This is a genomic window from Flavihumibacter solisilvae (assembly GCF_000814475.1).
GTDB classification, from domain to species: Bacteria; Bacteroidota; Bacteroidia; order Chitinophagales; family Chitinophagaceae; genus Flavihumibacter; species Flavihumibacter solisilvae.
This window is the reverse complement of record NZ_JSVC01000018.1, coordinates 66,914-93,179: the sequence shown is the minus strand read 5'-3', so window position 1 is coordinate 93,179 and position 26,266 is coordinate 66,914. Positions and strand designations below refer to the sequence as shown.

The window sequence follows — 26,266 nt, the reverse complement described above, 5'->3', positions numbered from 1 at the left end:
ATGCTTCAGGCACAATTGTCAAAAATATATAAAAGCGCGCATCTTATTGACTGATTGAAGCTGTGTGGGTAAGTTGTTCACTGATGTACCTGTCAGTCATCTGCTCGAGCAGTTTCATGGTTACAGTGCCCCGGGAAAGGATCATATCATGAAAGGATCGAATATTAAAGCGGTTACCCAGGGCCTTTTCTGTTTTCTCCCTGAGGCGGCGGATCGTGAGCTCGCCTATCTTGTAACTGAGTGCCTGCCCGGGCCAGGAAATGTAACGGTCGATCTCGGTATTGCATTCGTGCAGGCTTAATGCTGTATTCGACGAAAGATAATCCACAGCCTGCTGCCTGGTCCACCCCTTCGCATGGATGCCTACATCAATTACCAGCCTGCATGCCCGCCACATCTCGTAAGTGAGCTGGCCGAACCGCGAGTAGGGCGATTGGTACAGGCCCATTTCGCGACCAAGGTATTCGCAATACAGAGCCCAGCCTTCACCGAAAGCATTTACATAAAAGTTCCTTCGGAACGCCGGAATGCTGTCGAGTTCCTGCGTCAGCGAGATCTGCAGGTGATGGCCGGGAACCGCTTCATGCAAGGTCAGGGCCTCTAGGTTGTATAATGGCCTGCTTGGCAGGTTCACGGTATTCACCCAATATTCGCCCGACCGTGTACTGTTTACCGGGGCGCCGGAATAACGGCCCGCAGTATAATTGGGCGCAAGGTGCGCGGGAACAGGCTGCACGGCATACGGCTGCCGGGGAAGCTTGCCGAAGTATGCGGGCAACAATCCATCAATCTTTTTTGCAATAAAAGAGGCTTCCTTCAAAAGTGCTTCAGGAGTCGTAACATAGAACTGCTTGTCAGTCCGTAAAAAACCAATGAATTCCTGTAGACTGCCCCTAAATCCGGTCGCAGTTTTTACCTTTTCCATTTCTGCTTTGATACGGTCCACTTCCTTCAGCCCGGTCTCATACACTTCTTCATAAGAAACGGTAGATGTGGTATAAAAATTCACCCGCTGCTGGTAGTATGCCCTGCCATCGGGGTATTCACTTGCTCCAATACTTTTACGGGTTTTGGGAATATACTCCTGCTCGAAAAATGCCTTGATGATCCGGTATTGAGGCACAATGTTATTATCGATGAGCTGCAGGCAACGTTTACGGTAAGCATTCCACCGCACATTGTCAACCGAAGACGGCCGCTGATCAAAAGGATGAATGAAAATGCTTTGCTCAGCATCGCTCACAATATGCTTGTCATAACTTGCTGCAAAGCCGCGGATAATAAAATCCGGCTGCGAAAGCCCGATCGACAATCCCTTTCTCAACAACGCAATCTGCTGACGTACATAAACCGGGAATGCCTCCAGCCTGCGCAGGTATTTTTCGGCAGTGGAAGCATTGTTTATTGGCGTGTTGGCAAAGCCCGCAAAACCAATATGAAAGCCATAGTCACTCAACACAGTATTGAGGTACCGCTTCATTTCGTATTCCTTCACTTCATCTTCCAGGGAAAACCGCAGCAGTTCCCAACTGATATAATCATTGAAATCAAGCTTTGCCGTATCGATATTTTGCAGGTCGGCAAGCGTTGATTTGCTGAAAGCATAGCGCCTTTTGAAGTCTTCTTCGGCGTACCTGCCGAGCGGGAAACTGTCGCTTTCATTTTCCCTGCGGTCAAAAGCTTCCATCCTGGCGACCAGGCTTTTAAGTGCCGGTGAATTGAATCCCTCCTGTGCAGTCAGGCCAAGGCTGGTTATCATGAAGGTGATCACGGTCAAGATTCGGGCTGGTATTCGTTTCATCGGCTAAAATCTGTTTAAATTCGTACAAAGGATCGCTGCTATATGGAAACCTACGGAAAGATACTACTCATTGCCATGCCGGCATTCCTGTTACTTGTATTGTTCGAAAAATGGTACGGCTGGAGAAAAGGCTTCGATACCGTAAGGAATATGGACATGATCTCCAGTCTCAGCTCCGGCATAACCAATGTTACCAAAGACGTGCTGGGACTTAGCATCGCCATTATCAGTTATGGCTGGCTTGTTGATCGTGTTGCACTCGTAACAGTTCCTGACGGATGGCTTACCTATGCCATTGCGTTCCTTGCACTCGACTTCTCGGGATACTGGACACACCGCATCGCACATGAGTATAATTTCTTCTGGAACAACCATATCATCCATCACAGCAGTGAAGAATTCAACCTGGCATGCGCCCTCAGGCAAAGCATTTCATCGATAGTCAAGATCTTTATCATCTTCCTGCTGCCGGCAGCTGTACTCGGCGTACCTGACAAAGTTATTGCAGTTGTGGCACCACTGCATTTGTTTGCACAGTTCTGGTATCATACCCGTCATATCAATAAGATGGGCTTTCTCGAACATATCATTGTAACTCCTTCGCATCACCGCGTGCACCATGCGCTGAACCCGGAATACCTCGATAAGAACTATTCACAGATCTTTATTTTCTGGGATAAGTTATTCGGGACTTTCCAGGAAGAAAGGGAAGACATTCCACCTGTATATGGAATCACAAGACCGGTGCGGACCTGGAACCCGATCAAGATCAATTTCCAGCACATGTGGCTGCTGACGAAAGATGCATGGCGGGCGGCAGACTGGCGCGATAAATTCCGCATCTGGTTGATGCCTACCGGCTGGCGTCCTGCAGATGTCGCAGAAAAGTTTCCTGTATATAAGATTGACGATCCTTATCACTTCGAGAAATACGATCCGAAAGTGTCTGTCGCCATGCATGTGTGGAGCTGGATCCAGCTAAGCATGTGCCTGCTCTTCATCAGTTATCTTTTTGGGAATATCGCACAGATCGGATCGCCGGGAATCTTTGTTTACGGGCTGTTTGTATTCCTGCAGGTATATGCGTTTACTGACCTGATGGACAGGAACCCCGGGGCATTGGTATGGGAAGGCATGAAAAACCTGTTCGGGATCAGCATCATTATCCAGCAGGGCGACTGGTTTGGAGTAAGCCAGTATTCGCCATTGGTTAAACCGATGCTGATTGGCTATTTCATCCTATCAATTGTTGTTACCGCCTGGTTCGCATATGCATACCTGCGGGAGAACAGGCAACTGAGCGTTACAGTTTAATCATTATTTTCCGGGTGGACGATACTGGTAGTCAGGATTATCTAATACAAGCACCCAGTCCTGCCCCACTCCTTTCGTCGGTGGTGTTAACTCCAGCACGTCCTTGCGATAAAGGGAGATCCCCCTTACCATCAGGCCGATCCGCGGGTCATACCACCACACTTTTATATCGGAGCTTTTCATGAATTTGGTCTTCACCTTGATGGTCTTGCCAACAGGCATATAGATCATCGCATAGTCGTTGTCCTTTCCCCTGAAAGCGGTAATATATTCCCCTTTCTCGCCCTGTCCTTCAACAATGAGCGAGGGATCATAGATCCTGCCGATAAAAGGCCTGCATTCGATCAGTTTGCGCAGATAGCTTACACTGAAAGCCCCCGGACGATCAAGGCCGTTGGTCCAGCTGCGGTCGGCGAAGGTGATCGGCTCTTCCCTTTCGCTATAGAACTGCCACACACCATGGTGGCCATATGTTACCCCGGCAGCGCCTGCAAAAACGGAACGGTAACATTGCCTGCGAACGTCATAATCGTCAAAGTAGCCATCCTTTTGTTCGGTCCACCTGGGAGACGGGTTCACCGGGTAGTCCTCGAAGTTAGGTTCGACATCGATAGTGGGTTTAGGGCTCGGCAGTTTAAAGTCGCGCTCGATATAAGTCCAGACCGGGATGTCTTTTGAGGTATTACCACTTCGGAAAGTGTTCATATTGAGCCAGGGCTCTTTATGAAGTGACTGGCTGGTACTGCTTTTTTCGCCGACAGTGGAATGATAGGTGATGAAAGCCTTGTAGTCGCTTCCCTCCTGGATCCCACGCGCCATTTCGCGCCAGATCGGGCGCCAGTCATTTGTATCCTTTTGGGGAGCGCGGTCACCGCCGAGCATCCAGATGATGTTCTCATCATTCTTATAGCGGTTACCCAGCCATTTTCCATATTTGTAGGCATTCTCCTTGTTGAAGATCGCGGACCCGGGTTTGCCGGTCACCTTATCGCCCCAGGCCGGCGCCAGCGCCATGAACATGTCGTGGGTTGCAGCCAGTCGTACGACCGTATCCACCAGCGCGAAATAATTATTATTGGGTGTTTCAGGCTTGTTCTGGGTCAGCGGGAGCGCACCATATCGGTTTGGCTTTTTAAGCCCTTCATGTTCTGCAATGATTGACGCCTGGATCACATTAAAACCCTTGGCATACCTGTCCTCCAGGTATACCTCGATTTCTTCAAAACTCAGCCGGTGGAACAGCTCCCATCCGGTGTCGCCGAGCCAGAAAAATGGCCTGTCATTGCTCGTTTCCAGGAAATGTGCATCTGCACTTACCCGCAGGCGGCCGTGCTTCCAGGTTTTCTGGGCGGAAAGCGCAGAGGATATTGCCAGCAGCATAATACAGATAAGGTAACGTAACGTCTTCATGGGAATGAATAACGGTTGGCAGACCTCTTTTATTTCCTGTGGGAAGGGCTACTTAAACATATTTTAAATCATAAGGTTTAGGCGGCCTGGCCTCTACGTATGCTTGAGAGCCTCTCGTTTTGCCAGGCCGGTTATTCCGCTTTCTTCGACGAAGTCATTCACAGCGTCGGGGTCAGTCCGGTAGTACTGCCGCAGGCTCCAGCCAATGGCTTTCTGGATGAAGAACTCCTTCTTGTGCTTCAGGGCGGTGAGGGTTTCGAACAGCAGTTCTTTATCTGTCTTATCCTTATAATTTAGCTGGAACAGGATGGCTGTGCGGTTCTGCCAGGTGTTTTCGCTCTTCACCCACTTCAGCATTACCCTTGGCCGGCGCTCCCCCTGGTAAGATTCGCCGATAAGGCGCGTGGCTATAAAGTCAACCGTATCCCACCACGATTTTCGGGTAACCAGGTCCAGGTAGAATGTAACGCTTTTTTCTGTGCGGCTTTTCCTTGCCGCGTACAGCAATTCCATGGCAATATATTGCGCTTCCCTTTCGGACATTTTCCAGAGCTGGTCCGCCAGTCTCAGCACCTGCTTTTCCTCCAGCTTTTTGTTTGCTTTGATAAATTCCGCTGACAGGGCTTTTCGTACGGGTTGCTTGATCCCGAAAAATTCAAAATGCCCCTTCATATAGGCAGCCATAGCTTTGGCGGCATCGTTGTCGCGGTGAAAATCCAGCGCAGATTTTAATTCGTCGATAGTCACGGTTGAAATTAAAAAGTATAAACGGCTTTTTACTTTTTCCCTTTTAAATTCTGAATTAGAAAATTATCTTGGGCCGGAAACCATCCTAAACCATGCTGAGAAAATTGACCCTGGCCCTGTTAACCCTTACCTGTCATCTCGCAGTCTTTGCCCAGCAACCTTCCATTCAGTCCGCCCCATCATGGCTTTTTACCATTGCGCCCGACCATAACCGTAAGGCAAATGATAAAGAGATCAGCGATGGCTTTTATTACGGCCTGATGGACGTACAGGTGAACATACCTGAGCAAACGGAGTACTCTCATTTTATTCGTCACATCATCAATGAAACGGGTGTTCAGCAAGCCTCGGAAGTTTCCGTCACTTATTCACCGGAATACCAGAAGGTCACATTTCATTATATCAACCAGGTGCGTGACGGCAGGATTATCAGCCGGCTTTCACCAAAACAGATCCGCGTAGTGCAGGAGGAAACCGCGGCCGGAAACTACCAGTACAATAACGAGAAAAGAGCGTTTGTAATTCTTGAAGATGTGAGAAAGGATGACCGCATAGATTATGCCTACTCGGTTACCGGCTTCAATCCAGTGTTTGGAAACCACTTTACAACATCGCAGTATTTCACATACGGCACACCCATCACCAATTTCTTCTACAGTGTATTCAGTTCGCCTGCACAACCCCTCCAGTACGCATTATACAACCAGGCGTCACAGCCCGTAGTGAAGGATCACAATAACCTGAAACTGTATCATTGGAGCCAGCCTGAATTGAAGAAATATGAGTCAGTATCCGGGGCCCCGGCATGGTTCGACAAATATCCTTATACCACACTTACCACTTTTAAAAGCTGGGCTGAAGTAGGCAGCTGGGGGGTAAAAGTATTCAGTAACTACCGGTTCCCGCTTGATGCGCCATTGAAGAAAAAGATCGCCGAATTACGGACGCAGTCAAAAGGAAACAAAGACCTGTATGCAGAACTCGCCACAAGGTATGTACAGGATGAGATCCGTTACCTTGGTTTTGAAGTGGGTGTGTACACGCATAAACCGCACGATCCGAATAACATTTTCCGGCAGGGATACGGCGATTGTAAGGACAAGGCACTGTTGCTGGTGTGCATGCTGCGGGAAGAAGGAATTCAATCTTATGTTGCACTGGTAAATACCAGTCTCCGTGCAAAGGTGGAAAATGAATCTCCTGCCGCAATCATGTTCAACCATGCCATCGTTGCCATTGAACGTTCATCTGGATATGTATTCATCGATGCCACAAACCAGCAACAACGCGGAAGCCTCATTAATATTTACATTCCGCCTTACGGCAAATCACTTGTATTGAAAGAAGGCACAGGTGGACTGGAGGACATTGAAGAAGCTGTTGTCAACAACGTGGAAATTGAAGAAGACCTGTCAGTGAAGGCGGCGGACAAAGGCAACAGTACACTGAAAGTAAAAACAATTTATTCCGGTGGCATTGCTGATGATATGAGAAGCTATTTCAGTTCATCAAGCAAGTCGTCCATTGAACAGCAATACACAAACTATTATTCGGCTATTTATGACAGTATAAAACTCAGCGGCGAGATCGGGTTTGAAGATGACAGTATTGAAAATATTGTCACGGTCACTGAAACCTACGAGATCCCCGGGATCTGGGAGGAAACTGACCACGGCAAAAGGTCGTTCTCCGTTTTGGCCAAGGCAATCTATGAGAAACTGCCTTCAGCAAAAAACCTGGCTGCCAATGCGCCGTTGTCGCTTCCGGATCCAGGCTACCTGAGATATAAAATGAACATTCACATGCCGGAGCACTGGAGCTTCCCGCTTAAACCGTTTAACATCGAGAACGACGCTTACCGTTTCTCTTACAAACCTGAGGTCGCGGGCAACACTATAACACTGACGTACCTCTATAAAACAATAAAAGACCATCTTCCCGCCGAAGAAGTTGCAGCGTACCGGAAAGACTATGCCCGCATAGAGGATGTGCTGCAGTTTGAATTATATCAAACGGATGGCTTTGCAGCGGATGATACCGCCAACACATCGTCCGTACAGAGCATCAACTGGCCATCCATGTTGCTGACCCTGTTTTGTGCTGTTATCGGGCTGACCTTCATCCGGTGGTATAACAACAGGCAGTTCATGATGGAATGGACAGACCTGCCGGAAAAACGCTCGGGAGCCACCGGGTTCCTTGGATTTACATTGGTCGGTGGCGGAATTATCCAGTTGTACAACTTCCTCACGTCGGGATACTATACGCCGGGCACTTACCAGGTTTTTGAAGATGCTGGTGGTGAAATTGCAGTGTATGCCATTTATGCTGAGCTCTTCGTCAGCCTTGCATGGCTCATTGGCGTGGGCGCTTTGTGTTACTGGTATTTTATGAAACGGGATATTTTCCCACGGTTCTTTATCGGTTACGCATTAAGCCTGCTGATCGGCAATCTTGTTTTGCTGACTGTATATAACGTCAGCAAGGTTGATGCACTTGTACCGGACGCGATGACAAACCTTTATAAAGCAATCGGGCGTTCCTGCGTGTATTGCCTTGTCTGGATTCCCTACGTAATAAAATCGCAGAATGTGAAACGCGTATTCGTAAAATCGAAGAGCGACCCTTACTGATTTGAATTTCTACTTTCATCGTGTCGCCCGCCCTTGTTAACGCTAAACACATGCAGCACATGCGGAAAGATCGCCCGCATGTTTTCGGTTACTGCTTTGGGTGAGCCTGGTAAGGTGATCAGCAGCGTGTTGCCTGCAAACCCTGCAATACCGCGAGAGAGCATGGAATAGGGCGTGTAGGATTGTCCATATGACCGTGCATGCTCCATAATTCCGGGCATGGGCCGGTCAATGATTGCCGACACTGTTTCGGGCGTAATATCACGTGGACCGGCGCCTGTGCCACCGGAAAGCAGTACAAGATTATAACCGTCATTGACCAGTTTTTCACAGGTAGAAGTTATAGCCTGCGGATCATCAGCGATAACACTATAGTGCGTGGCAGGAATACTGTATTCTTCCAGCAGTGCCATGGCAGTTTTTCCCGAAATATCTTCTGCATCGCCAGCGGCCACCGAATCAGAGCATACTACCACCGCCGTACGGATTGTAACTCCGGGGGCGAATGCCCGGTCCGACTTCCCTCCTTTTTTTTGCTGCAGTTTGATCTCCCCGATCACCACACCCTTATCGATCGGCTTCAGCATATCATACATCGTCAATGCAGCAACGGCGGCGCCATGCATGGCTTCCACTTCCACACCGGTCTTGTAAATGGTATGCACTTCCACTTCGATGCGGATTGCCAGCCCGTCAATGCTGTGCCGGATAGAAGTGTATTCAACGGGTAAGGGATGACAGTCAGGAATTACTGAGCTGGTATTCTTCACACCAAGCAGGCCGGCTACCCTGCTGCATTCCAGTACGTCGCCCTTGGGCACCCGCTTCTCATTAATAGCTGATATTGTTGCCGGTTCGGAAACCCGGACTTCTGCCGTTGCGATCGCGATCCGGTATGTATTCTGCTTATGCGTGATGTTGACCATGTTCAGGTGTTGACTTTCCATTGGTGACCTTCCCCTTCGAAGATCTCTTTTCCCCACACAGGTAATTCTTTTTTTATCCTTTCCACAAGCTCCTCACAGGCATCAATAGCCGCTTTACGGTGAGGAGCCGAAGTGAATACAAAGAGGCAGATCTGGCCTGCTTCCACCGTGCCGAGACTATGGTAAACATGCATGCAGGTAAGCGCATATTTCGCAATTGTTTCTTCGCGGATAAGGTGCATCTGTTCCAGTGCCATTTCCTGGTAGGTAGTATATTCGATCGCGGCTACTGTTTTGCCATTGATCTCGTCGGCCCGAACCTGTCCCAGGAAAATGCTGTGCCCGCCAATACTGGTCTTAGCCTGGTGACTGGCAATAGAACTGCCGATGAATTCAGCGGGAATAGCCCCTTCCCGGAAAATATTCTTAATGGTTTTCTCTTTGCTCATATTGTTGAAATTGACTCCAGCCCAATACACCACCCTGCAAACTATAGAGTTGGCGGGAACCGTCCAAAAGATTCGAGAAGCGCAGCACTGCTGCTTCACTCCGTTTTCCTGACTGGCAAACAAAAACGATCTTTTCTGCTGTGTCGCCGATATGCTTCGGTAAAAGCTCTGCTGAAGGAATGCGCAGATCTGCCAGTCCTTCGCTTCCGGGCAATTCATGCGGCTCACGGATATCGATCACCAGCCATTCGCCTTGTGCGCGCATTGCTTTCAGCTCCGCTGCGGTTATGTTGTTGACTTTGCCTGTGCCGCAGAACCACGAATAGTCGAACGCTTCCAGCTCCGTCCAGTTTCGTGGCCCCACCCGTCGGGCCTCACCCGTCGGGTGCCACCCGTCGGGTGAATTTTCCATGACCATACTGTTATTGGTCAACAGGTTCCAGAGCAACAGCTTTGCGTATAGCGGCTGGCCGATGCCAGTAATGATCTTGATCGCTTCCTGGGCCATCAGTATGCCGATGAGACCGGGTAACACGCCAATCACGCCCGCCTCACTGCAATTCAAAACAGAGCCGGGTGCAGGTGGGTCAGGGAAAAGATCGCGGTAATGAAAGTCGGGCGTGAATACAGACACCTGCCCTTCGTACTGCGAAATGGCGCCATATACCAATGGTTTGCCGGCTATTACACAGGCATCATTTACGAGGTAGCGGGTTTCAAAATTATCCGTACCATCAATGATTAGATCGTAACCTTCCACCAGTTCACGAATATTCTGGTTACTTACCCGCTGTTTATAGGGAACGATGATAACCCCAGGGTTCAGGGCGGAAATGCGTTCAGCCGCAACCGTTACTTTTGCCCTCCCCAGGTCTTCCATGGTATAAATCACCTGGCGGTGCAGGTTATGGATCTCTACTGCATCATCATCCACCAGTCCAATTCTGCCCACGCCGGCTGCAGCGAGATACGATAACACCGGGCAGCCCAGTCCACCCGCCCCTATCACCAGTACGGATGCTTGTTCCAGCAGCATTTGCTTCTGCTCACCAAACCCCGGCAACATCATCTGCCGCTGGTATCGTTCATATAAATCTTCCCTGTTCATGTTGTTCCTTCCTTAAATTCACTATTTGTTTACTCTCTCTCATCCTCCTGAAAAAGGTGGCAGTAAAGCGATGGTGGCGCCTTCCGGGATCTCCGTTATTCCACTGACTACTTTATTGTTTACAGACCTGACATAAGTGAAACCATTCAGTCGGGGGTACCGGGCTTTTAACAGTTCATCAAGTTGAACCGTATCACGGACATGGGCAATTGTTTCCATGCCTGTTCCCACAGCTTCCGCCAGTTGTCCAAAAAAGAGTATCGTCAATTGTGCCTGCATGTCAATTTAATTTTCAGGTGACCAGCAATTTGATCGCGGCCACCAGTAATACGAGCGCCAGTACATTCCTCAGTACAGACTGCCTGAATTTCAGGGCACCCAGCCAGGCGCCGAGTAGTCCCCCGGCAAAGGCCACCGCAACAAACCCGGCCATGCCACTGCTCCATTCTATGCCTCTTGTCATTTGCCCGGTTAGTCCAGCCATTGAATTCACCAGTATAAACAATGCACTGATGGCTGCGGTTTGCTTCTGGTTGGTATAATGTAACAATAATAAAACCGGTGAAAGTATAATGCCGCCGCCAATGCCAATGAGCCCGGACAAAAACCCGATCAAAGCACCGGTGAGGAACAGGATGGCACGGTCGGCCTCTTTTGTTTCCACTACATCAATCTTCTGGAAAAACCAGAACCGGATCACCGGCAACAACAACAACACACCCAGGAATTTTTTATAGATCTCATCATTAACTTCGACCAGTCCACCCAGGAAAGCAAACGGCACCGAAGCCAGCGCCAGTGGCCAGAACAAGTTCCACCTGAAATGTTTGCCGCGGTAATATTGCAGGAAGGCAGTGAGTGACACGAAGAGATTCAGGAGCAATGCCGTTGGCTTCATGACATCAGGCGCCATCCCGAATAAAGCCATAAGAGCCAGGTACCCGCTTGCGCCGCCATGGCCGACTGACGCATAGAGGAAGGCGACAATGAACAACAAACTAAAAAATAACCATTCGTAGCCCATAAGGATCGTATTACATGGGAATAGGATGAACTTCTACCTGCTCTCCCGCAAGATATTCCGTTTTTCCTTCCTCAAGCTTAATGAGTGCATTGGCAACCGCGAAGGAGCGCAACCGGAAAGATTCCTGGGCGTCAAGCGGCATCACACCGCTTTTACCATCGTAACCTGCCTTTACAAAACAAGTGAGATCAGCTGGTTTGGAATATGCACGTTGCAGCACAGCTGTGATAACAGGTTGTTCGAAATCTTTTCCCATCATGGCGCAGATCGCCGGGTACACATATTCATAAAAACAGGTCAGCACGGATCCCGGGTTTCCGGGCAGTCCGAAGACTATCCCTTTGGAGTGGCGTCCGTAGAACAATGGCTTTCCCGGTCGCTGCCGGATCTTGTGAAAGATTGTTTCAATTCCTGCCCGGCCTGCAGCTCCGACCACATAATCATAATCTCCCACGCTTACGCCTCCGGTGAGTAATACCAGGTCCGAACTTCCGATTGCAGAACTGATGGCAGACTCCACCTGGTCGGGATCATCCTTTACAGGGATGATATTAATATCGTTTATCCCTGCACGTTGTAATGCGGCGCGCAGGGTGTAAGAATTACTTTCGTATACCTGTCCGTGTACCAAAGGAATTCCCGGCGTCTGCAATTCATTCCCGGTGATCAGCAGGCTCACCTGTGGACGTTTATATACCGGCACTTCAGTGATGCCCATCGATGCCAGCAGTCCAAGTGCCGCAGGCAGTAAAGTTGTTCCTTTGCCGATCGCCACTACATCCTTATCCACTTCCGACCCTACCTTCCGGACATTCGTGCCTTCAACGAGTTGTTCGTCGGTTATGGTCAGCAGCCCATTATCACGGGTGGTCTTTTCCTGCATTACAACAGTGTCTGCGCCCGCCGGCAATGCAGCACCGGTGAAGATGCGCATAGCGGTTCCTGTTACCAGGGTATTTACAGCCGCAGTGCCTGCAGCCTGCTCGCCTTCGATCTTCATCGGGCTGCCATTCCAATCTGCAAACCGGAATGCATAACCATCCATGGCAGACTGGTCAAACGGCGGCAATGCAAGTGGGGCTTTAATGTCTTCGGCGAGAGTTAAGCCATCAGCGGCCTCCAGTTTTACCTGTCCGGCCGGCATCAGCGGCACATGCTGTTTAACCAAAGCTTTGGCTGTCGATACGCTTATGATGTTTTTCATTTATCCTCCGATTGTGATCATGCTCCTGTTTTCGAGTTTGCTGGCATCAATATGGGCATAATCGCTGGTAAACTGGCCGCCCAGTTCCTTTGCCTTTTCCGCAATTGATTTCAGGATCAGCGGACGGATATCACCGCCCTGCCGGAATGTGGTCAGCAGGTCGGTTTCCTCGCGGGAGAAGAGGCAATTCTTCATTTTTCCGTCGGCGGTGAGGCGCATGCGGTTGCAGGTGCTGCAGAAAGGCGCGCTCATGGTGCTGATCACGGCAAATGTGCCGGGGCTGCCGGGCACACGGTATTTTTTATCGGTATCGTGCGCTCCGTCGGAAAGACGCTCAACCGGGTGCACGGTAGTAATTACTTCAAGCATTTCCTGCCAGCTGAATACTTTCTCGTGCTGCCATTTATTACCGGCAAAGGGCATAAATTCTATGAACCGCACGTGAACGGGAAGGTCTTTCGTCCACCCCACAAAATCGAGCAGTTCTGTTTCGTTGATGCCCTTCATCACCACCATATTCACTTTCACATGAAAGTGCCGGTTGACCAGCATCTCAATATTGTTCTTCACAGTTGCAAACTGGTTACGGCGGGTGAGCAACTGGAACCTGTCTGCATTGAGGGTATCAAGACTTACATTCACCGACCGGATGCCGGCAGTTTCAAAAGTATCGACAAATTCATGTGCCCTTACACCGTTCGTTGTGATAGTCAGTTTTACCGGCAGCTTCGACAATCCTTCCATTATCGCTTTCGCATCTTTTCTTACCAATGGTTCACCGCCGGTGAGGCGGATCTTATTCACGCCCATCGAAACGAAGATCTCCGATATGGCAAGGATCTCATCTACCTGCATCAGCTTAGAGGCAGGTGTAAATTCATAGTCTTCCTCCGGCATGCAATAAAAGCAGCGAAGATTACAGTTATCGGTCAGTGAGATCCGTAAGTAATCGTGTATCCTGTTATACCTGTCCTGGATCATTCTTCATTTTTAAAAGTGTTTCATAGTCGGTTTCCGTGTCCATGTCGATTTCCCCACCTGGAAATGCGATTCCGCGGGTGTCCGAAGCATGTTGCACGAACAATTCCTTTGCGCCCCTGTCACCCTTCAGCCCTTTCAGTTCATGAAAATATTTGCGGTCGAAAATAGCTGGGGTTGCCATTGTTTGTGAATATACCGATGCAACGATGCCGGCACCTGTCGTTTCCATTTCATTTATAAGCGCCTGCAGGTGGTCAGCTGTAAGCATCGGTTGGTCGCAGGTTGTAATGATTACGCCGGCATCGTAATCTTCACCGGCTTCCAGGTATTCGATGCCTGCAAATATGGATGAAGCCATCCCGGTTTCCCAGTCTTCATTGTGAACCAATGTGACCATCATTCCGGCAATAGCTTCTTCAGTTACTTCTTTGTTTGCACCGGTTACAACCAATACACGGTCACTGACTTCGAGAGCGGCACTTACAGCGTGTTTCACCAGCGGTTCACCATGATACATCAATCCCTGCTTGGGTCGTCCCATCCTTCGCGATGCCCCCGCAGCGAGCACCACCACGGCATATGTATGATCATTTCTCATGATGTACTGGCTTCTGGTCTGGCGAAATATGTTGCTGCCTTACTTCCTGGCTGGCGCGGTCATGGATCGGTGTAGCCATTTCACGCAGGTAGCCGCCTTTGCGGGAAGCGAAAACGGCGCTGATCTCGGCGATCACGGAAACAGCAATTTCCTCCGGCGATTCCGCACCGATATCCAGTCCGACAGGTGCATAGATCTTTGTTTCCTGTTCCGGAGTCAATGCCTGGCCTTCCTCAGCCAGTTGTTCTTTCATCCGCTCGTATTTCTTCCGCGGGCCAAGCATCCCGATATAACTGACAGGCGAGTTGACCAGGTAACGCAACATCGCCAGGTCGTAGTTGTAATTGTGTGACATCAGTACGGCAACTGTATATTCATCAATCGACATCTGCTGAAGCAATGCTTCCGGCTTTGACACCACCACATTGCATCCGCTGCTGAACCTGGTCGTATTGGCATGGGTATTACGTCCATCAGTAACCGTAATTGTCCAACCCAGCATTTCCGATAATGTAACCAGTGGAAATGCATCATTACCTGCGCCTGCCACTACCAGGTGAATCACGGGCGGATGCCATTCCACAAATGCAGTGTAAGCGATCTCGCCACTGGTATAGGTCTTAATCATGCTCTGCCGGGCATTTGCCACAACGGCCATGTCTGCCCGCACATACTGCTCAAGCGATGCCGGCATCGCACCCCAGGAATTATCCCTGCTATCGGCAAGCAGGCAGGTGCCCGCCTGGTTGTTGACCTTATCTTTTAATGAAAACAATGTGACCAGTACCGCTGAACTGCGATTGCTGATCAGCCGCCGCAGCAGCATGACCGGGTTGTTGGAATCCTTAGCGATGATCGGTTCAATCAGGATATGGATCACACCGTTGCAACCGAGTTGTACGCCCAGTGTGAAATCATCTTCATCGGAAGTATCGTAGGTTACCAGCCTGGAGCGGCCGTCGGCAAGTACCATCAGGGCTTTGCGGAGGGCATCGCCTTCGAGACAACCACCACTTATCGCCCCTGTTAACCTGCCATCGTCGGTGACCAGCATCCTTGCCCCGGGCTTGCGGTATGATGAACCTTCCACGTGCACGACAGTAGCCAGAACCGCATCACGGCCCTCAGCTTTTGCAACGTCGTATGCCGCTAGTATATCCCTTATCTCTTTCATCCTACTAAAAGTACGACCTATCAGCAACATTTATTACCTTTTACCCCTAAACAACCAGTTTTGTATGCCCTCCTATCAACTCAACATTAACGGGAAAAATTATGCAGTTGAAGCGACCGCTGACATGCCGCTGCTTTGGGTCATCCGTGACATCGTTCAGCTGACCGGAACCAAGTACGGCTGCGGGATCGCACAGTGCGGCGCCTGTACCGTTCACCTCGACGGAACCCCGGTACGCGCCTGCAGCATGCCGGTGAGCGCCGTTGGAAAAAAACCCATTACCACTGTGGAAGGATTGTCTTCTGACCTCACGCATCCTGTTCAACAGGCATGGCTAACCGAGCAGGTTCCCCAGTGCGGGTACTGCCAGAGCGGACAGATGATGGCAGCAGCCGCATTGCTGAAAAAATACCCAATGCCGACTGATGAACAGATTGACACGGCCATGCAGGGACATATCTGTCGTTGCGGTACCTATCCCCGGATCCGCAAAGCCATTAAAACAGCTGCTAAACTTGCAGCTAAATAATTACGCGTGATTTTTCTTTCACTTCGAAAAAATGATCATTGATTATGCAAAACCCTCCTAATAAATTTTCCCGCAGGAATTTCATCCGCATGTCCGGGCTTACCGGCGCATCACTGACTGTCGGCTTTTTTATGCCTGCAGCCGCCAAAGGCATCCCGGAGCTGTTTACAGCAGGGGATGCGATTGAACAGGGTGTTGAACTGAGTGCCTGGGTATCTATAGATAAAAATGGACTGGTAACCATTATGAGTCACCGTGCTGAAATGGGCCAGGGTGCTTACCAGGCCATTCCGCAGATCGTTGCGGAAGAGCTCGAAGTGGAGCTCGATAAAGTGAAGGTTGCTTTTGCACCTGGTCACCAGACCAAGTGGGGCAGCCAGATCACCGGCGGAAGCTCAACGGTGAGAGGCGGATTCAAGAACATGCTGCGTGCAGGTGCTGCCGCCCGACAGATGCTGGTCATCGCTGCTGCTGCAAAATGGAACACAGCATTTGATGAATGTTATGCAGAAAAAGGATTTGTGATCCATCGCCCGACAGGCAGGAAATTCGGCTATGGTGAACTGGTGGAAAATGCTGCAAAGCTGAAGCCGCAGACCGGCGTTAAACTGAAAGAAAGAAAGGACTATAAGATCATCGGCAAGCCATTGCCGCGGCTCGATACCCCCGCAAAGCTCAATGGCACTGCGGTGTTTGGGATTGATCATCGTCTCCCCGGACTGGTCTACGCAGTCGTGGAAAGATGCCCGACCTTCCATGGAAAAATCAAATCAGTCGACGATAAAGCTGCCCGTGCCTCTGCGGGAGTGAAGGATGTGATCCGCGTGCAGATGCCTGTATTCGCAGGTACGCGGGAAGGCGTTGCGGTGATTGCAGATAATGTCTGGAACGCTTTAAAAGCACGCAAGCTTTTGAAGGTTGAATGGGACGAGACGGGCATCGACCCGGTGGATACCGAACAGTTGTACGACCGCATGCGGAAGGACCTGGCAAAACCCGGACTTACCCAACGGCAACTCGGTGACAGCGAAAGGGTGATCGGCAAAGCGGAAAAGAAAGTAGAAGTGGTTTATGAAACGCCGTACGAGTCACACAGTGCAATGGAACCATTGAATTGTACAGCACATTATACCGACGAAAAGATCGAAGTATGGGGACCGATCCAGGGCCCGGACTGGATCCAGACTGACCTGGCTGACCGGTTCAAAATCCCTGCCGACAAGGTGATCGTAAACATGACCTTCCTTGGTGGTGGATTCGGTCGCAAGGCGTTTACGGATTACACTACCGAAGCTGTGACAATTTCGAAGGCTATTAAAGCGCCGGTGCAGGTTGTGTGGACCCGCGAAGATGATATGACGCAGGGACCGTTCCGCCCGGGTGCCGTATATGGTTGCCAGGCCAGCATTGCCAATGGCAGGGTCAATGCCATGCAGATCAAGATGGCCGCACAGAATATGGATCACCAGTGGGCTCCCATTCCCGATAAGGGTGAGTACAATCGCAGTACGACCGAAGGTTTCCCTGAAGCCTATTTCGATATGATACCCCATTACCGCTTTGCTGATATTCCAACGGAAGCGGCCATCCCTGTAATGTGGTGGCGCTCGGTGTATTCGTCGACCAACGCGTTTGCATTTGAAAGTTTCTGGGATGAACTCGCGATCGCAGCCGGGAAAGACCCGCTCGAGTTTCGCAAGATGCATATCCCCGGCGACAAGGAACGTTACCATGCATTACTTAACAAGCTTGATGAAGTTTCCGGCTGGAGCAAGCGTGGTAAGAATGAAGGCTGGGGTCTCGCAATCGCAGAGTGTTTCGCAAGTATTGTTGGGGAAGTGGTAAAAGTGTCGAAGAACCCTTCAGGTGGAGTGAAGATCGATAAGGTTTACACCGTGATGGATTGCGGCTGGTATGTCAACCCTGATATTATCCGCCAGCAGGTGGAAGGCAGCATCATCATGGGACTAGGAGCCGCTGCAGTTCATGCCACTAATTTCAAGGCTGGCAGGGCTGTTGAAACCAACTTCCATCAATACCGGATGCCGAGAATTTCCGACACTCCTGAGATCGAAGTGCACATCATGGAAAACGAGGAAAAGCCTGGTGGTGTTGGTGAGCCTTCTTTGCCACCGTTCGCACCGGCTTTGTGCAACGCGATTTTCGACCTGACGGGAACGAGGGTGAGGAAGCTTCCGTTCGACCTGAAGAAACTGGGTTAAAATAAAAATTCAAAATTAAAAAGGCGTTCCGGGGAGGAACGCCTTTCATATTTATACCAGTTTTTTATACCAATTCTCCTTCGAGATCGTAATCGTAAGCTTTTGTAATCAATACATCAACAAACTCACCTGGTGTAAGCTTTTTGTTGGTATTGATCACTACTTCGTTATCCACTTCAACGCTGTCGAACTCAGTGCGGCCAAGGTAACGGCCGGCTTCTTTTTTATCAACGAGAACGCGGAAAGTCCTTCCAACTTTCTCCTGGTTCTTTTCGAGGCTGATCTCCTGCTGCACTTCCATGATCTCCTGCGCGCGGGCTTCTTTTTCTTCTGCCGGAATATTATCAACAAGGTCGTATGCCGAGGTATTTTCTTCGTGTGAATAGGTGAAGATCCCTACACGGTCGAAGCGCATGCGGCGAAGGAAGTCTTTCAGTTCTTCCACATCTTCCCTTGTCTCGCCAGGAAAGCCGGTGATCAGCGTCGTACGCAGGCAGATGCCAGGCACTTTCGCGCGGATGTCCGCGATCAGCGTTTCCATTTCTTCACGCGTGATCTGGCGTTTCATTGCTTTCAGCATGTTGTTGGAAGCATGCTGCAGCGGCATATCGAGATAGTTACAGATGTTCTTCCTGTCGCGCATCACGTCCAGTAATTCGATCGGGAATTTAGACGGGTAAGCATAATGCAGGCGAATCCATTCCAGTCCTTCCACATCAGCCAGCTTGTTTAACAGCTCGCCTAACTGGCGTTTCTTATAGAGATCGAGACCGTAATAAGTTAACTCCTGTGCAATGAGCATTACTTCCTTCACACCCTTCTTCACGAGGCTTTCTGCTTCCTTTACGAGTTCTTCGATCGGGCGGCTCACGTGTGTACCGCGCATCAAAGGAATGGCACAAAATGAACAGGTACGGTTACAACCTTCGGAGATCTTCAGGTAGGCATAATGTTTAGGCGTGGCGAGCAGTCTCTCACCAAGTAATTCAGCTTTATAGTCTGCTTCGAGTTCTTTCAGGATGAGGGGAAGTTCCATGGTTCCAAACCAGGCATCCACTTCGGGGATCTCTTTTTCGAGATCGTCGCGGTAACGATGGCTGAGACAGCCTGTTACATATACCTTGTCCAGTTTTCCCTTTTGCTTCAGGGCAACCTGGTCAAGGATGGTGTTTACGGATTCCTCTTTTGCCTTATCGATAAAACCGCAGGTATTAACCACCACGATATTATGATCCAGCTTACCGTTCTCGTGAACCACTTCTATGTCGTTGGCCTTCAGCTGTCCGCTGAGCACCTCACTATCCACCATGTTCTTACTGCAACCCAGGGTAATGATGTTGACCTTGTCCTTCTTCAGCGTTCTTGCTTTCATGCCTTTTCAAATGAGGTGCAAAATTACGCAAATTGTTCAAGGGGCATTCAAAGTAAAAAGCAAAATTTGAAGTCCCACCCGGCGTTTGGCTTCCTAACTACTTGGTTATTAGCACAATATATTTTAAGTGTAAAATGCGCACTTATACAAAGTGCTGATTATCAATTTTATGTACGCTAATCCATGTATTAACCATGTATTAACCATGTATTATCCCTTCTGTCGCAGGTATTTTAAAGCATGGATAATACATGGATAAAGCATGGTTAAGACAACTATAATTGGCCCGTTTTTCGCATTCCCCGGGGCAAAACGTACAGATATGAAAAGATGGATGATGGCCGTGGCCATTATAGCAGCGATGGGATTTGCGCAGGGAACAAATGCACAGTCAATGGGAAGCAGTTACAAAACTGCCCTCGGTGTGAAGTTCTGGCCTGGCGCCGTTACCGTGAAGCACTTTATAAAAGATAACCGGGCTTTGGAAGGACTCGGGTACTTCTGGGACCACGGATTCCGCTTTACCGGGCTATACGAGTTTCACGGAGATTTCAGTGGTGCACCAGGACTGAAATGGTATGCCGGCCCGGGTTTCCATGCGGGGGTGTATAATGAGAATTGGCATCGTCACCACCATAATGGAAACCACGACCATGATGAAGACGATCATTTTGAGGAGGGACGTGGTTCATTTGGACTTGATGGCGTCGTGGGTCTTGACTACAAGTTCAAGGGCGCTCCTATCAACATGAGCCTTGACCTGCAGCCGTATGTAGAATTCGTTGACCACCCCTATATGGATTTGTGGGGCGGAGTGGCCGTAAGGTTCACTTTCTGAGTAACTTTCACCCGTCGGGTACCACCCGTCGGCATTCACCCGTCGGGTCCCACCCGTCGGGTGAAGCTGGGTGAAAAAACGGTTATTTTTCGAGGTTGAAGAGGCTGTCGACGAATTCGTTTTTGTCGAAGATGAGGAGGTCTTCCATCTTTTCGCCCACACCAATGAACTTCACGGGGATCTTGAACTGGTTGGCAATGGCAAGCACCACACCACCTTTGGCGGTGCCGTCGAGCTTGGTGATGGCAAGCGCACTCACGTCGGTAGTGGCGGTAAAATGTTTCGCCTGCTCCAGGGCGTTCTGGCCGGTAGAGCCATCGAGCACGAGCAGAACTTCATGAGGCGCGGCAGGAATAACCTTCTGCACGACCCGGCGGATCTTGCCGAGCTCATCCATCAGGTGAGCCTTGTTGTGTAAACGCCCGGCTGTATCGATGATGATCACATCGGCGCCCCTGGAAACACCGCTTTGAACGGTATCGAAAGCAACGGCTGCGGGATCAGAGCCCATATCCTGCTTTACAATGGGAACACCTACCCTGTCGCTCCAGATCGTAAGCTGGTCTACCGCTGCGGCACGGAAAGTATCGGCGGCGCCGAGCAGTACTGACTTGCCGGCCATCTTGAAATTATGTGCCAGCTTCCCGATTGTTGTCGTTTTGCCCACACCGTTAACACCAACAACCAGGATCACATAAGGCTTTGAAGGAAGTTCAGACTGGAAGGAATATGAATTACCCTGTGGTGCATCAACCAGTACTCCGCGGATCTCTTCCTGCAGAATGCGGTTCAGTTCGGAAGTATTGAGGTATTTATCACGCGCCACGCGACTTTCAATGCGGTCGATGATCTGCACTGTCGTATCGATCCCTACATCCGCGCTCACCAGCGCTTCTTCGAGATTGTCGAGTACTTCTTCATCAACCGTGCTTTTTCCCGCTACAGCTTTTGTGATCTTGGACAGAAAACTATCCTTGGTCTTCTGCAATCCCTGGTCAAGCGATTCCTTTTCTTTTTTGCCAAACAGTTTATCAAACAATCCCATAGTCCAATCAATTTGAGATTTACGAATACAGAAAACAGAAAAAGCTGTCCCGTTGAATACAGAACAGCTCATACTAGTACTTACTGAAACCTATAATTATTTTTCAGCCAGAAAATCCTTGATCTTGTCCTTGTGTACGATAGCCTCTTTGAAAGTGTAGGCACCGGACTTCGGACTGCGTACAGCCTTGATCACTTTTGTCCAGTTCTTAGCTTCTGCTGCTGCCTTCTGGTCTTTGGTCTTGATCGCCGTTTTTGCTGCTTTTGCCATTGTATAATGAATTAGTTGATGAGTAAATCAGGTTATACGCCTTACTTGATTTCTTTGTGAACAGTCACCTTCTTCAGGATCGGGTTGAACTTTTTCAACTCCAGGCGCTCCGGAGTGTTCTTTTTGTTCTTGGTAGTGATATAACGGCTTGTTCCCGGCTTACCGCTGGTTTTGTGCTCGGTACACTCCATAATCACCTGAACTCTGTTACCTTTCTTTGCCATTGTTAATCAATTTTATAATTTATTCCGGAGTCCGGAACGAAGGGTAAATTAGATTTTAGCTCCTTTTGCTCTCAGGTCCTTTACTACTGAATACAAACCATTCTTGTTAATGGTCCGCAGTCCCTCAGCAGAAAGTTTCAGTGTTATCCACTTGTCTTCTTCTGCCAAATAGAACTTCTTTGTCAGCAGATTCGGAAGGAACCTGCGCTTTGTCTTGATATTCGAGTGAGATACGCGGTGACCAGTGATCGGCGTTTTACCCGTAACCTGACATACTCTAGCCATGACTGTCAAAATTTAGGACGGCAAAGGTAGGGAAAAATCAAAAGGAAAAATTCAAAATTCAAAAATATTCTCGGCGCGGTCCGTCCGTTTACCCGGCCGGGTGCAAAAATAGGCCATTGGGACGACCCGGCCCACCCCGGCTGATCACAATCCGCCCTTTTTAAACTATTATTTTCAATTTTGAATTCGGGGGCGCGCAGACATTTGCCTAATTTGAGGGCCAAAGGCAGATAGGAATGGACAATAAGAGAAAGCTCATCCCCCGCGACATCAGCTGGTTATCATTCAACGCCCGGGTGCTGCAGGAGGCGGCCGACGCCACTGTGCCACTACGGGAAAGGATCCGGTTCTTAGGCATATTTTCGAATAACCTGGACGAATTCTTCCGGGTCCGGGTAGCAACCCTGCGGCGCATGATCGAATTCGGGGGTAAGAAAGTGAAACTGAACATGCACCTGGAGCAGTCGCCCGACAAGATCCTTGAAGAGATCATGATCCTGGTACTCCGGCAGCAGAGCGAATTCAACCATATCTGGGAGAATATCCGGCTCGAAATGGAAAAGGAGAAGATCTTCCTGGTCACCGAAAAACAACTGAACCGCGAACAGAAAGTGTTCGTGAAGCAGTATTTCGAGGAGGAAGTGAGGGTCAACACCATTCCCCTGATGATCGAGCAGATCCCCCAGCTCCCCTACCTGCGCGATAAATCCATTTACCTGGGCGTAGTCATGACCCGCCAGAATACCGCATTTGAGCAGAAATACGCCCTGATCGAAGTGCCGTCGAAAGCACTGGGCAGGTTCGTACAATTACCGGCACCAGCAGGCGAAAATCATATAATCCTGCTGGAGGACATCATCCGCTTCAACATTCCCGCCATCTTCTCCTATTTCGGGTATGATAAATACGATTCCTGGGTGTTTAAAGTCACCAAGGACGCTGAGATCGATATCGACAATGACATTTCCACTTCGCTGATCCAGAAGATCGAAAAAGGTGTGCGGAACCGCCGCAAGGGCAAGCCGGTGCGTTTCGTGTACGATAAGGAGATGGACTCAGGCCTGCTGGAATTCCTGATGCGAAGAATGAACCTGGCCCGGAAGGATAACCTCATTCCGGGTGGACGGATCCATAATTTCCGTCATTTTATGGATTTTCCGGACGTATTTCCCAAAAGGTCGCAGCGCAGGAAGCCCTTCCTGCATCCACTGCTCACGGGTACACAACGGGTCACGGATGCGATCCTGCATAATGACGTCATGCTCAGTTTCCCCTATCATTCCTTTAACCCGGTGATCGAACTGCTGCGGGAAGCTGCCATTGACCCGGACGTCGTTTCCATCAAAATAACCGCGTACCGGCTTGCCTCAAACAGCAAGATCGTGAACGCACTCATCAATGCCGTTCGTAACGGCAAAATGGTTACGGTGATGCTGGAACTACGTGCACGCTTCGAAGAAGAAGCCAATATGGAATGGAAAGAAAGGCTTGAAGAAGAAGGCGTGAAAGTGCTGCTGGGCATTCCGAATATGAAGATCCATGCCAAGCTCTGTATCATCCGCAAACGGATCCAGAACCGGACCATCCAATATGGATTTGTAAGCACCGGCAACCTAAATGAGTCCACTTCAAAGATCTATGGCGATCACTGCCTGCTTACATCGCACCGTGGCATCATGGCAGATATCAACCGCGTCTTCCTGTACATCGAAAAACATAAGACACATCCCGACATCCTGAAAGGTTGCAAGACCTTATTGCCATGCCCTGGGACACTAAGGCGTGAATTGCTGAAACTTATCGGCCAGGAGATCAGGGCAGCAAAAAAGAAAAAACCTTCGGGGATCATCCTGAAAATGAATTCACTTTCGGATGAAATCCTGATTGATAAACTCACCGAAGCCGCACGGGCAGGCGTTCCCGTAAGCCTGATTGTCCGTGGCATCTTCTGTATGTATGCAGAGGGTAAAAAATTCCGCAAGCCAATCAAGGCCATCAGTATCATCGATGAATACCTGGAGCATGCGCGGGTGTTTGCATTCCACAACGGCGGCAAAGAAAAAGTTTATATATCTTCGGCCGACTGGATGGTAAGAAACCTGGATCACCGCGTTGAGGTAACATGCCCTGTGTTTGATGAAAGTATCCGCAAAGTGTTGAAGAATATGATGGCTATCCAGCTGAACGATAATGTAAAGGCAAGGGTGCTGGACAATGCACTGAGCAATCAATATGTGCGAACGGATGGAAAGAAGGTCAGGTCACAGCTCGAATTGTACAGTTATCTCCTGTCGAAGAAAAGTAAAGCCATTGTTTTTGAAGAAACACCGGCAACCCCGATGGCCCCCACAGCCGAGGCGTTAAAAATTGAAGAAACACTTTGAGACTCGCAGCAATCGACATAGGCAGTAATGCCGCCCGCCTGCTCATTACAGATGTGGTGCAGGATGGAACCGGCGGAAACCGGTTCAATAAGCTTAACCTGGTAAGAGTGCCCCTCAGGCTTGGTTTTGACGTTTTTGAAACCCAGTCCATTTCCCCGGAAAAGGAAGACCATATTCTCAAAACAATTAAGGCATACCGCGCATTGATCGATGTGTATGGAGTGAAGCATTACATTGCATGTGCCACTTCGGCGATGCGTGATGCAAAAAATTCAAACCGCATCATCGATCGCGTGTTGAAAGAAACGGGTATTGAAATAAAAGTGATCAGCGGCGACGAAGAAGCATCGTTCATTTATGAGAATCATATCGCCGAAAACATGGATACGGATCACTCCTACCTCTACATTGATGTGGGCGGTGGCAGTACAGAGCTCACTTTTTTCAGCGATAACAAACTCATCTTTAAGGAATCATTTAATATCGGCACCATCCGCCTGTTGAAGAACCAGGTTCCTGATGAATTGTGGGATAAGATGAAGGATTATATCCGCATGCAGACCAAAGGTTTCAAAGAGATCACCTGCATCGGTTCAGGCGGGAATATCAACAAGGTGTTTTCTCTTTCAAAGAAAAAAGATGGCAAGCCACTGCCGCTGGAACTGCTGAAAGACTATCATAAGGAATTGAGCAGCTTTTCTGTTGAAGACAGGATGCGGCTGTACAACCTTCGCGAAGACCGCGCCGACGTAATTGTGCCGGCGCTTAGTATATACGTTAACGTTATGCGATGGGCCGATGCCCGCGAGATCTATGTACCCAAGATCGGGCTCGCTGACGGACTTATCCATATTCTTTATGAAAAAGTCCGGCAATCGCAATAATTTTCCACTCTCAAAAACTCACAATGTCTGTTCATCACGAAGTAAAAAAGGTCACCACCAACACCCTTCTCAAAATGAAGGCGGCCGGTGAAAAGATCTCCATGATCACTGCATACGATTATTCATTCGCTCGCATCTTTGATGCGGCGGGCATTGATGTTATCCTGGTGGGAGACTCGGCAAGTAATGTTATGGCCGGGCATGAGACGACTGTCCCCATTACCCTCGACCAGATGATCTATCATGCCCAGTGTGTCGTGAGGGGTATTGACCGTTGCCTCGTGGTTGTTGACCTGCCGTTTGGTGCATACCAGTCGAACTCCGATATCGCGCTGGCTTCTGCTATCCGCATGATGAAGGAGACTGGTGGTCACAGCATCAAACTTGAAGGTGGTGAAGAAGTTGCCGACAGCATCCGCAGGATCGTGAATGCTGGCATTCCTGTAATGGGCCACCTCGGACTGACCCCGCAATCCATTTATAAATTCGGCACCTATACGGTAAGGGCAAAGGAAGAAGCAGAAGCAGAAAAGCTTAAGCGTGATGCCCTTGCACTGCAGGAAGCGGGTTGTTTTGCAATCGTGCTGGAAAAGATCCCGGCGCAGCTGGCCAAGGTCGTTTCTGAAAGCCTGCATATTCCTACCATTGGAATTGGTGCGGGTCATTTCTGCGATGGACAGGTGCTCGTGATGCATGACATGCTGGGGATCAATAATGAATTCAATCCCCGTTTCCTCCGCAAGTACCTGAACCTGCATGAGCAGATAACCCAGGCCGTACAGCAATATGTTAAAGACGTACGTTCAGTGGATTTCCCCAATGACCAGGAGCAATATTAAGTGCG

Annotated in this window: 25 protein-coding genes; 8 read left to right on the top strand and 17 right to left on the bottom strand. The window is 49.5% G+C overall.

Going from position 1 to position 26,266, the window contains the following annotated elements; genetic code table 11:
• Positions 1–43: 43 nt before the first annotated feature.
• A complete protein-coding gene (locus OI18_RS16090; RefSeq protein ID WP_039141619.1) occupies positions 44–1,801 on the bottom strand; it encodes a DUF885 domain-containing protein in 1,758 nt (585 codons plus the stop codon).
• 42 nt (positions 1,802–1,843) lie between these two features.
• Here OI18_RS16090 and OI18_RS16085 point away from each other — a divergent pair, with 42 nt between their 5' ends.
• A complete protein-coding gene (locus OI18_RS16085) occupies positions 1,844–3,115 on the top strand; it encodes a sterol desaturase family protein (RefSeq protein ID WP_039141616.1) in 1,272 nt (423 codons plus the stop codon).
• A 3-nt stretch (positions 3,116–3,118) separates the two neighbouring features.
• Here OI18_RS16085 and OI18_RS16080 read toward each other — a convergent pair whose 3' ends face one another.
• Entirely contained in the window at positions 3,119–4,525 is a 1,407-nt protein-coding gene (locus OI18_RS16080; RefSeq protein WP_052273293.1) for a glycoside hydrolase family 140 protein, read from the bottom strand.
• A gap of 93 nt (positions 4,526–4,618) precedes the next feature.
• Positions 4,619–5,272, bottom strand: coding sequence for a DNA alkylation repair protein (locus OI18_RS16075; protein ID WP_082038003.1), 654 nt, complete (start codon positions 5,270–5,272; stop codon positions 4,619–4,621).
• Between the two features lie 92 nt (positions 5,273–5,364).
• Here OI18_RS16075 and OI18_RS16070 point away from each other — a divergent pair, with 92 nt between their 5' ends.
• Positions 5,365–7,905, top strand: a complete 2,541-nt coding sequence (locus tag OI18_RS16070; RefSeq protein ID WP_039141613.1) for a DUF3857 domain-containing protein — start codon at positions 5,365–5,367, stop codon at positions 7,903–7,905.
• Here OI18_RS16070 and moaCB read toward each other — a convergent pair.
• Genes moaCB through OI18_RS16025 form a run of 9 tightly spaced genes read right to left on the bottom strand, consistent with a single transcriptional unit; the run spans position 7,899 to position 15,369 of the window.
• Positions 7,899–8,852: a bifunctional molybdenum cofactor biosynthesis protein MoaC/MoaB gene (gene moaCB / locus OI18_RS16065; RefSeq protein ID WP_240312787.1), complete on the bottom strand. Its 954-nt coding sequence runs from the start codon at positions 8,850–8,852 to the stop codon at positions 7,899–7,901. The genes OI18_RS16070 and moaCB overlap by 7 nt on opposite strands.
• Positions 8,834–9,280: a molybdenum cofactor biosynthesis protein MoaE gene (locus OI18_RS16060; protein ID WP_039141610.1), complete on the bottom strand. Its 447-nt coding sequence runs from the start codon at positions 9,278–9,280 to the stop codon at positions 8,834–8,836. Before OI18_RS16060 ends, moaCB begins: the two co-directional genes overlap by 19 nt.
• Positions 9,258–10,388, bottom strand: coding sequence for a HesA/MoeB/ThiF family protein (locus OI18_RS16055; RefSeq protein WP_039141609.1), 1,131 nt, complete (start codon positions 10,386–10,388; stop codon positions 9,258–9,260). The genes OI18_RS16060 and OI18_RS16055 overlap by 23 nt, the downstream gene beginning before the upstream one ends.
• A 39-nt stretch (positions 10,389–10,427) precedes the next feature.
• The gene (locus OI18_RS16050) at positions 10,428–10,667 is read right to left on the bottom strand and encodes a MoaD/ThiS family protein (protein WP_039141606.1); all 240 of its coding nucleotides are present in this window, start codon (positions 10,665–10,667) and stop codon (positions 10,428–10,430) included.
• A gap of 13 nt (positions 10,668–10,680) precedes the next feature.
• On the bottom strand, positions 10,681–11,412 hold the full coding sequence (locus OI18_RS16045) for a sulfite exporter TauE/SafE family protein (RefSeq protein WP_039141604.1): 732 nt from the start codon (positions 11,410–11,412) through the stop codon (positions 10,681–10,683).
• Positions 11,413–11,422: 10 nt separating this feature from the next.
• Positions 11,423–12,616, bottom strand: coding sequence for a molybdopterin molybdotransferase MoeA (locus tag OI18_RS16040; protein ID WP_240312786.1), 1,194 nt, complete (start codon positions 12,614–12,616; stop codon positions 11,423–11,425).
• The gene (gene moaA / locus OI18_RS16035) at positions 12,617–13,597 is read right to left on the bottom strand and encodes a GTP 3',8-cyclase MoaA (RefSeq protein WP_039141601.1); all 981 of its coding nucleotides are present in this window, start codon (positions 13,595–13,597) and stop codon (positions 12,617–12,619) included.
• The gene (locus OI18_RS16030) at positions 13,578–14,195 is read right to left on the bottom strand and encodes a nucleotidyltransferase family protein (RefSeq protein WP_039141600.1); all 618 of its coding nucleotides are present in this window, start codon (positions 14,193–14,195) and stop codon (positions 13,578–13,580) included. Before OI18_RS16030 ends, moaA begins: the two co-directional genes overlap by 20 nt.
• Positions 14,185–15,369 carry an XdhC family protein gene (locus tag OI18_RS16025; protein ID WP_039141597.1) on the bottom strand — a complete coding sequence of 395 codons (1,185 nt, stop codon included), beginning with the start codon at positions 15,367–15,369 and terminating at the stop codon, positions 14,185–14,187. The genes OI18_RS16030 and OI18_RS16025 overlap by 11 nt, the downstream gene beginning before the upstream one ends.
• A gap of 64 nt (positions 15,370–15,433) precedes the next feature.
• Between OI18_RS16025 and OI18_RS16020 the strand changes: the two genes are divergently transcribed.
• Both OI18_RS16020 and OI18_RS16015 read left to right on the top strand, forming a co-directional pair.
• Positions 15,434–15,898, top strand: a complete 465-nt coding sequence (locus tag OI18_RS16020) for a (2Fe-2S)-binding protein (protein ID WP_039141595.1) — start codon at positions 15,434–15,436, stop codon at positions 15,896–15,898.
• A 44-nt stretch (positions 15,899–15,942) separates the two neighbouring features.
• Positions 15,943–18,120: a xanthine dehydrogenase family protein molybdopterin-binding subunit gene (locus OI18_RS16015; RefSeq protein ID WP_039141593.1), complete on the top strand. Its 2,178-nt coding sequence runs from the start codon at positions 15,943–15,945 to the stop codon at positions 18,118–18,120.
• A gap of 64 nt (positions 18,121–18,184) precedes the next feature.
• On the opposite strand, the gene rimO is transcribed toward OI18_RS16015, so the two are convergent.
• A complete protein-coding gene (gene rimO, locus OI18_RS16010) occupies positions 18,185–19,492 on the bottom strand; it encodes a 30S ribosomal protein S12 methylthiotransferase RimO (protein WP_039141591.1) in 1,308 nt (435 codons plus the stop codon).
• A 322-nt stretch (positions 19,493–19,814) separates the two neighbouring features.
• On the opposite strand from rimO, the gene OI18_RS16005 reads away from it, so the two are divergent.
• Positions 19,815–20,330: a hypothetical protein gene (locus tag OI18_RS16005; RefSeq protein ID WP_152616854.1), complete on the top strand. Its 516-nt coding sequence runs from the start codon at positions 19,815–19,817 to the stop codon at positions 20,328–20,330.
• Positions 20,331–20,412: 82 nt separating this feature from the next.
• Here OI18_RS16005 and ftsY read toward each other — a convergent pair whose 3' ends face one another.
• The 4 genes from ftsY to rpmB all read right to left on the bottom strand — a co-directional run bounded on the left by ftsY (position 20,413) and on the right by rpmB (position 22,154).
• Positions 20,413–21,375, bottom strand: a complete 963-nt coding sequence (gene ftsY, locus OI18_RS16000) for a signal recognition particle-docking protein FtsY (protein ID WP_039141587.1) — start codon at positions 21,373–21,375, stop codon at positions 20,413–20,415.
• Between the two features lie 96 nt (positions 21,376–21,471).
• On the bottom strand, positions 21,472–21,645 hold the full coding sequence (locus OI18_RS24280; protein ID WP_072039031.1) for a DUF4295 family protein: 174 nt from the start codon (positions 21,643–21,645) through the stop codon (positions 21,472–21,474).
• A gap of 41 nt (positions 21,646–21,686) precedes the next feature.
• A complete protein-coding gene (gene rpmG / locus OI18_RS15995) occupies positions 21,687–21,869 on the bottom strand; it encodes a 50S ribosomal protein L33 (protein WP_039141586.1) in 183 nt (60 codons plus the stop codon).
• 48 nt (positions 21,870–21,917) lie between these two features.
• Positions 21,918–22,154 (bottom strand): 50S ribosomal protein L28, encoded by a 237-nt coding sequence (gene rpmB, locus OI18_RS15990; RefSeq protein ID WP_039141583.1) that lies wholly within the window; start codon positions 22,152–22,154, stop codon positions 21,918–21,920.
• 236 nt (positions 22,155–22,390) lie between these two features.
• Here rpmB and ppk1 point away from each other — a divergent pair, with 236 nt between their 5' ends.
• Genes ppk1 through panB form a run of 3 tightly spaced genes read left to right on the top strand, consistent with a single transcriptional unit; the run spans position 22,391 to position 26,261 of the window.
• The gene (gene ppk1 / locus OI18_RS15985) at positions 22,391–24,538 is read left to right on the top strand and encodes a polyphosphate kinase 1 (protein ID WP_082038002.1); all 2,148 of its coding nucleotides are present in this window, start codon (positions 22,391–22,393) and stop codon (positions 24,536–24,538) included.
• A complete protein-coding gene (locus OI18_RS15980; RefSeq protein ID WP_039141581.1) occupies positions 24,535–25,422 on the top strand; it encodes a Ppx/GppA phosphatase family protein in 888 nt (295 codons plus the stop codon). Before ppk1 ends, OI18_RS15980 begins: the two co-directional genes overlap by 4 nt.
• A gap of 23 nt (positions 25,423–25,445) precedes the next feature.
• Positions 25,446–26,261 (top strand): 3-methyl-2-oxobutanoate hydroxymethyltransferase, encoded by an 816-nt coding sequence (panB, locus tag OI18_RS15975; protein WP_039141578.1) that lies wholly within the window; start codon positions 25,446–25,448, stop codon positions 26,259–26,261.
• The last annotated feature ends 5 nt before the right edge of the window (positions 26,262–26,266 follow it).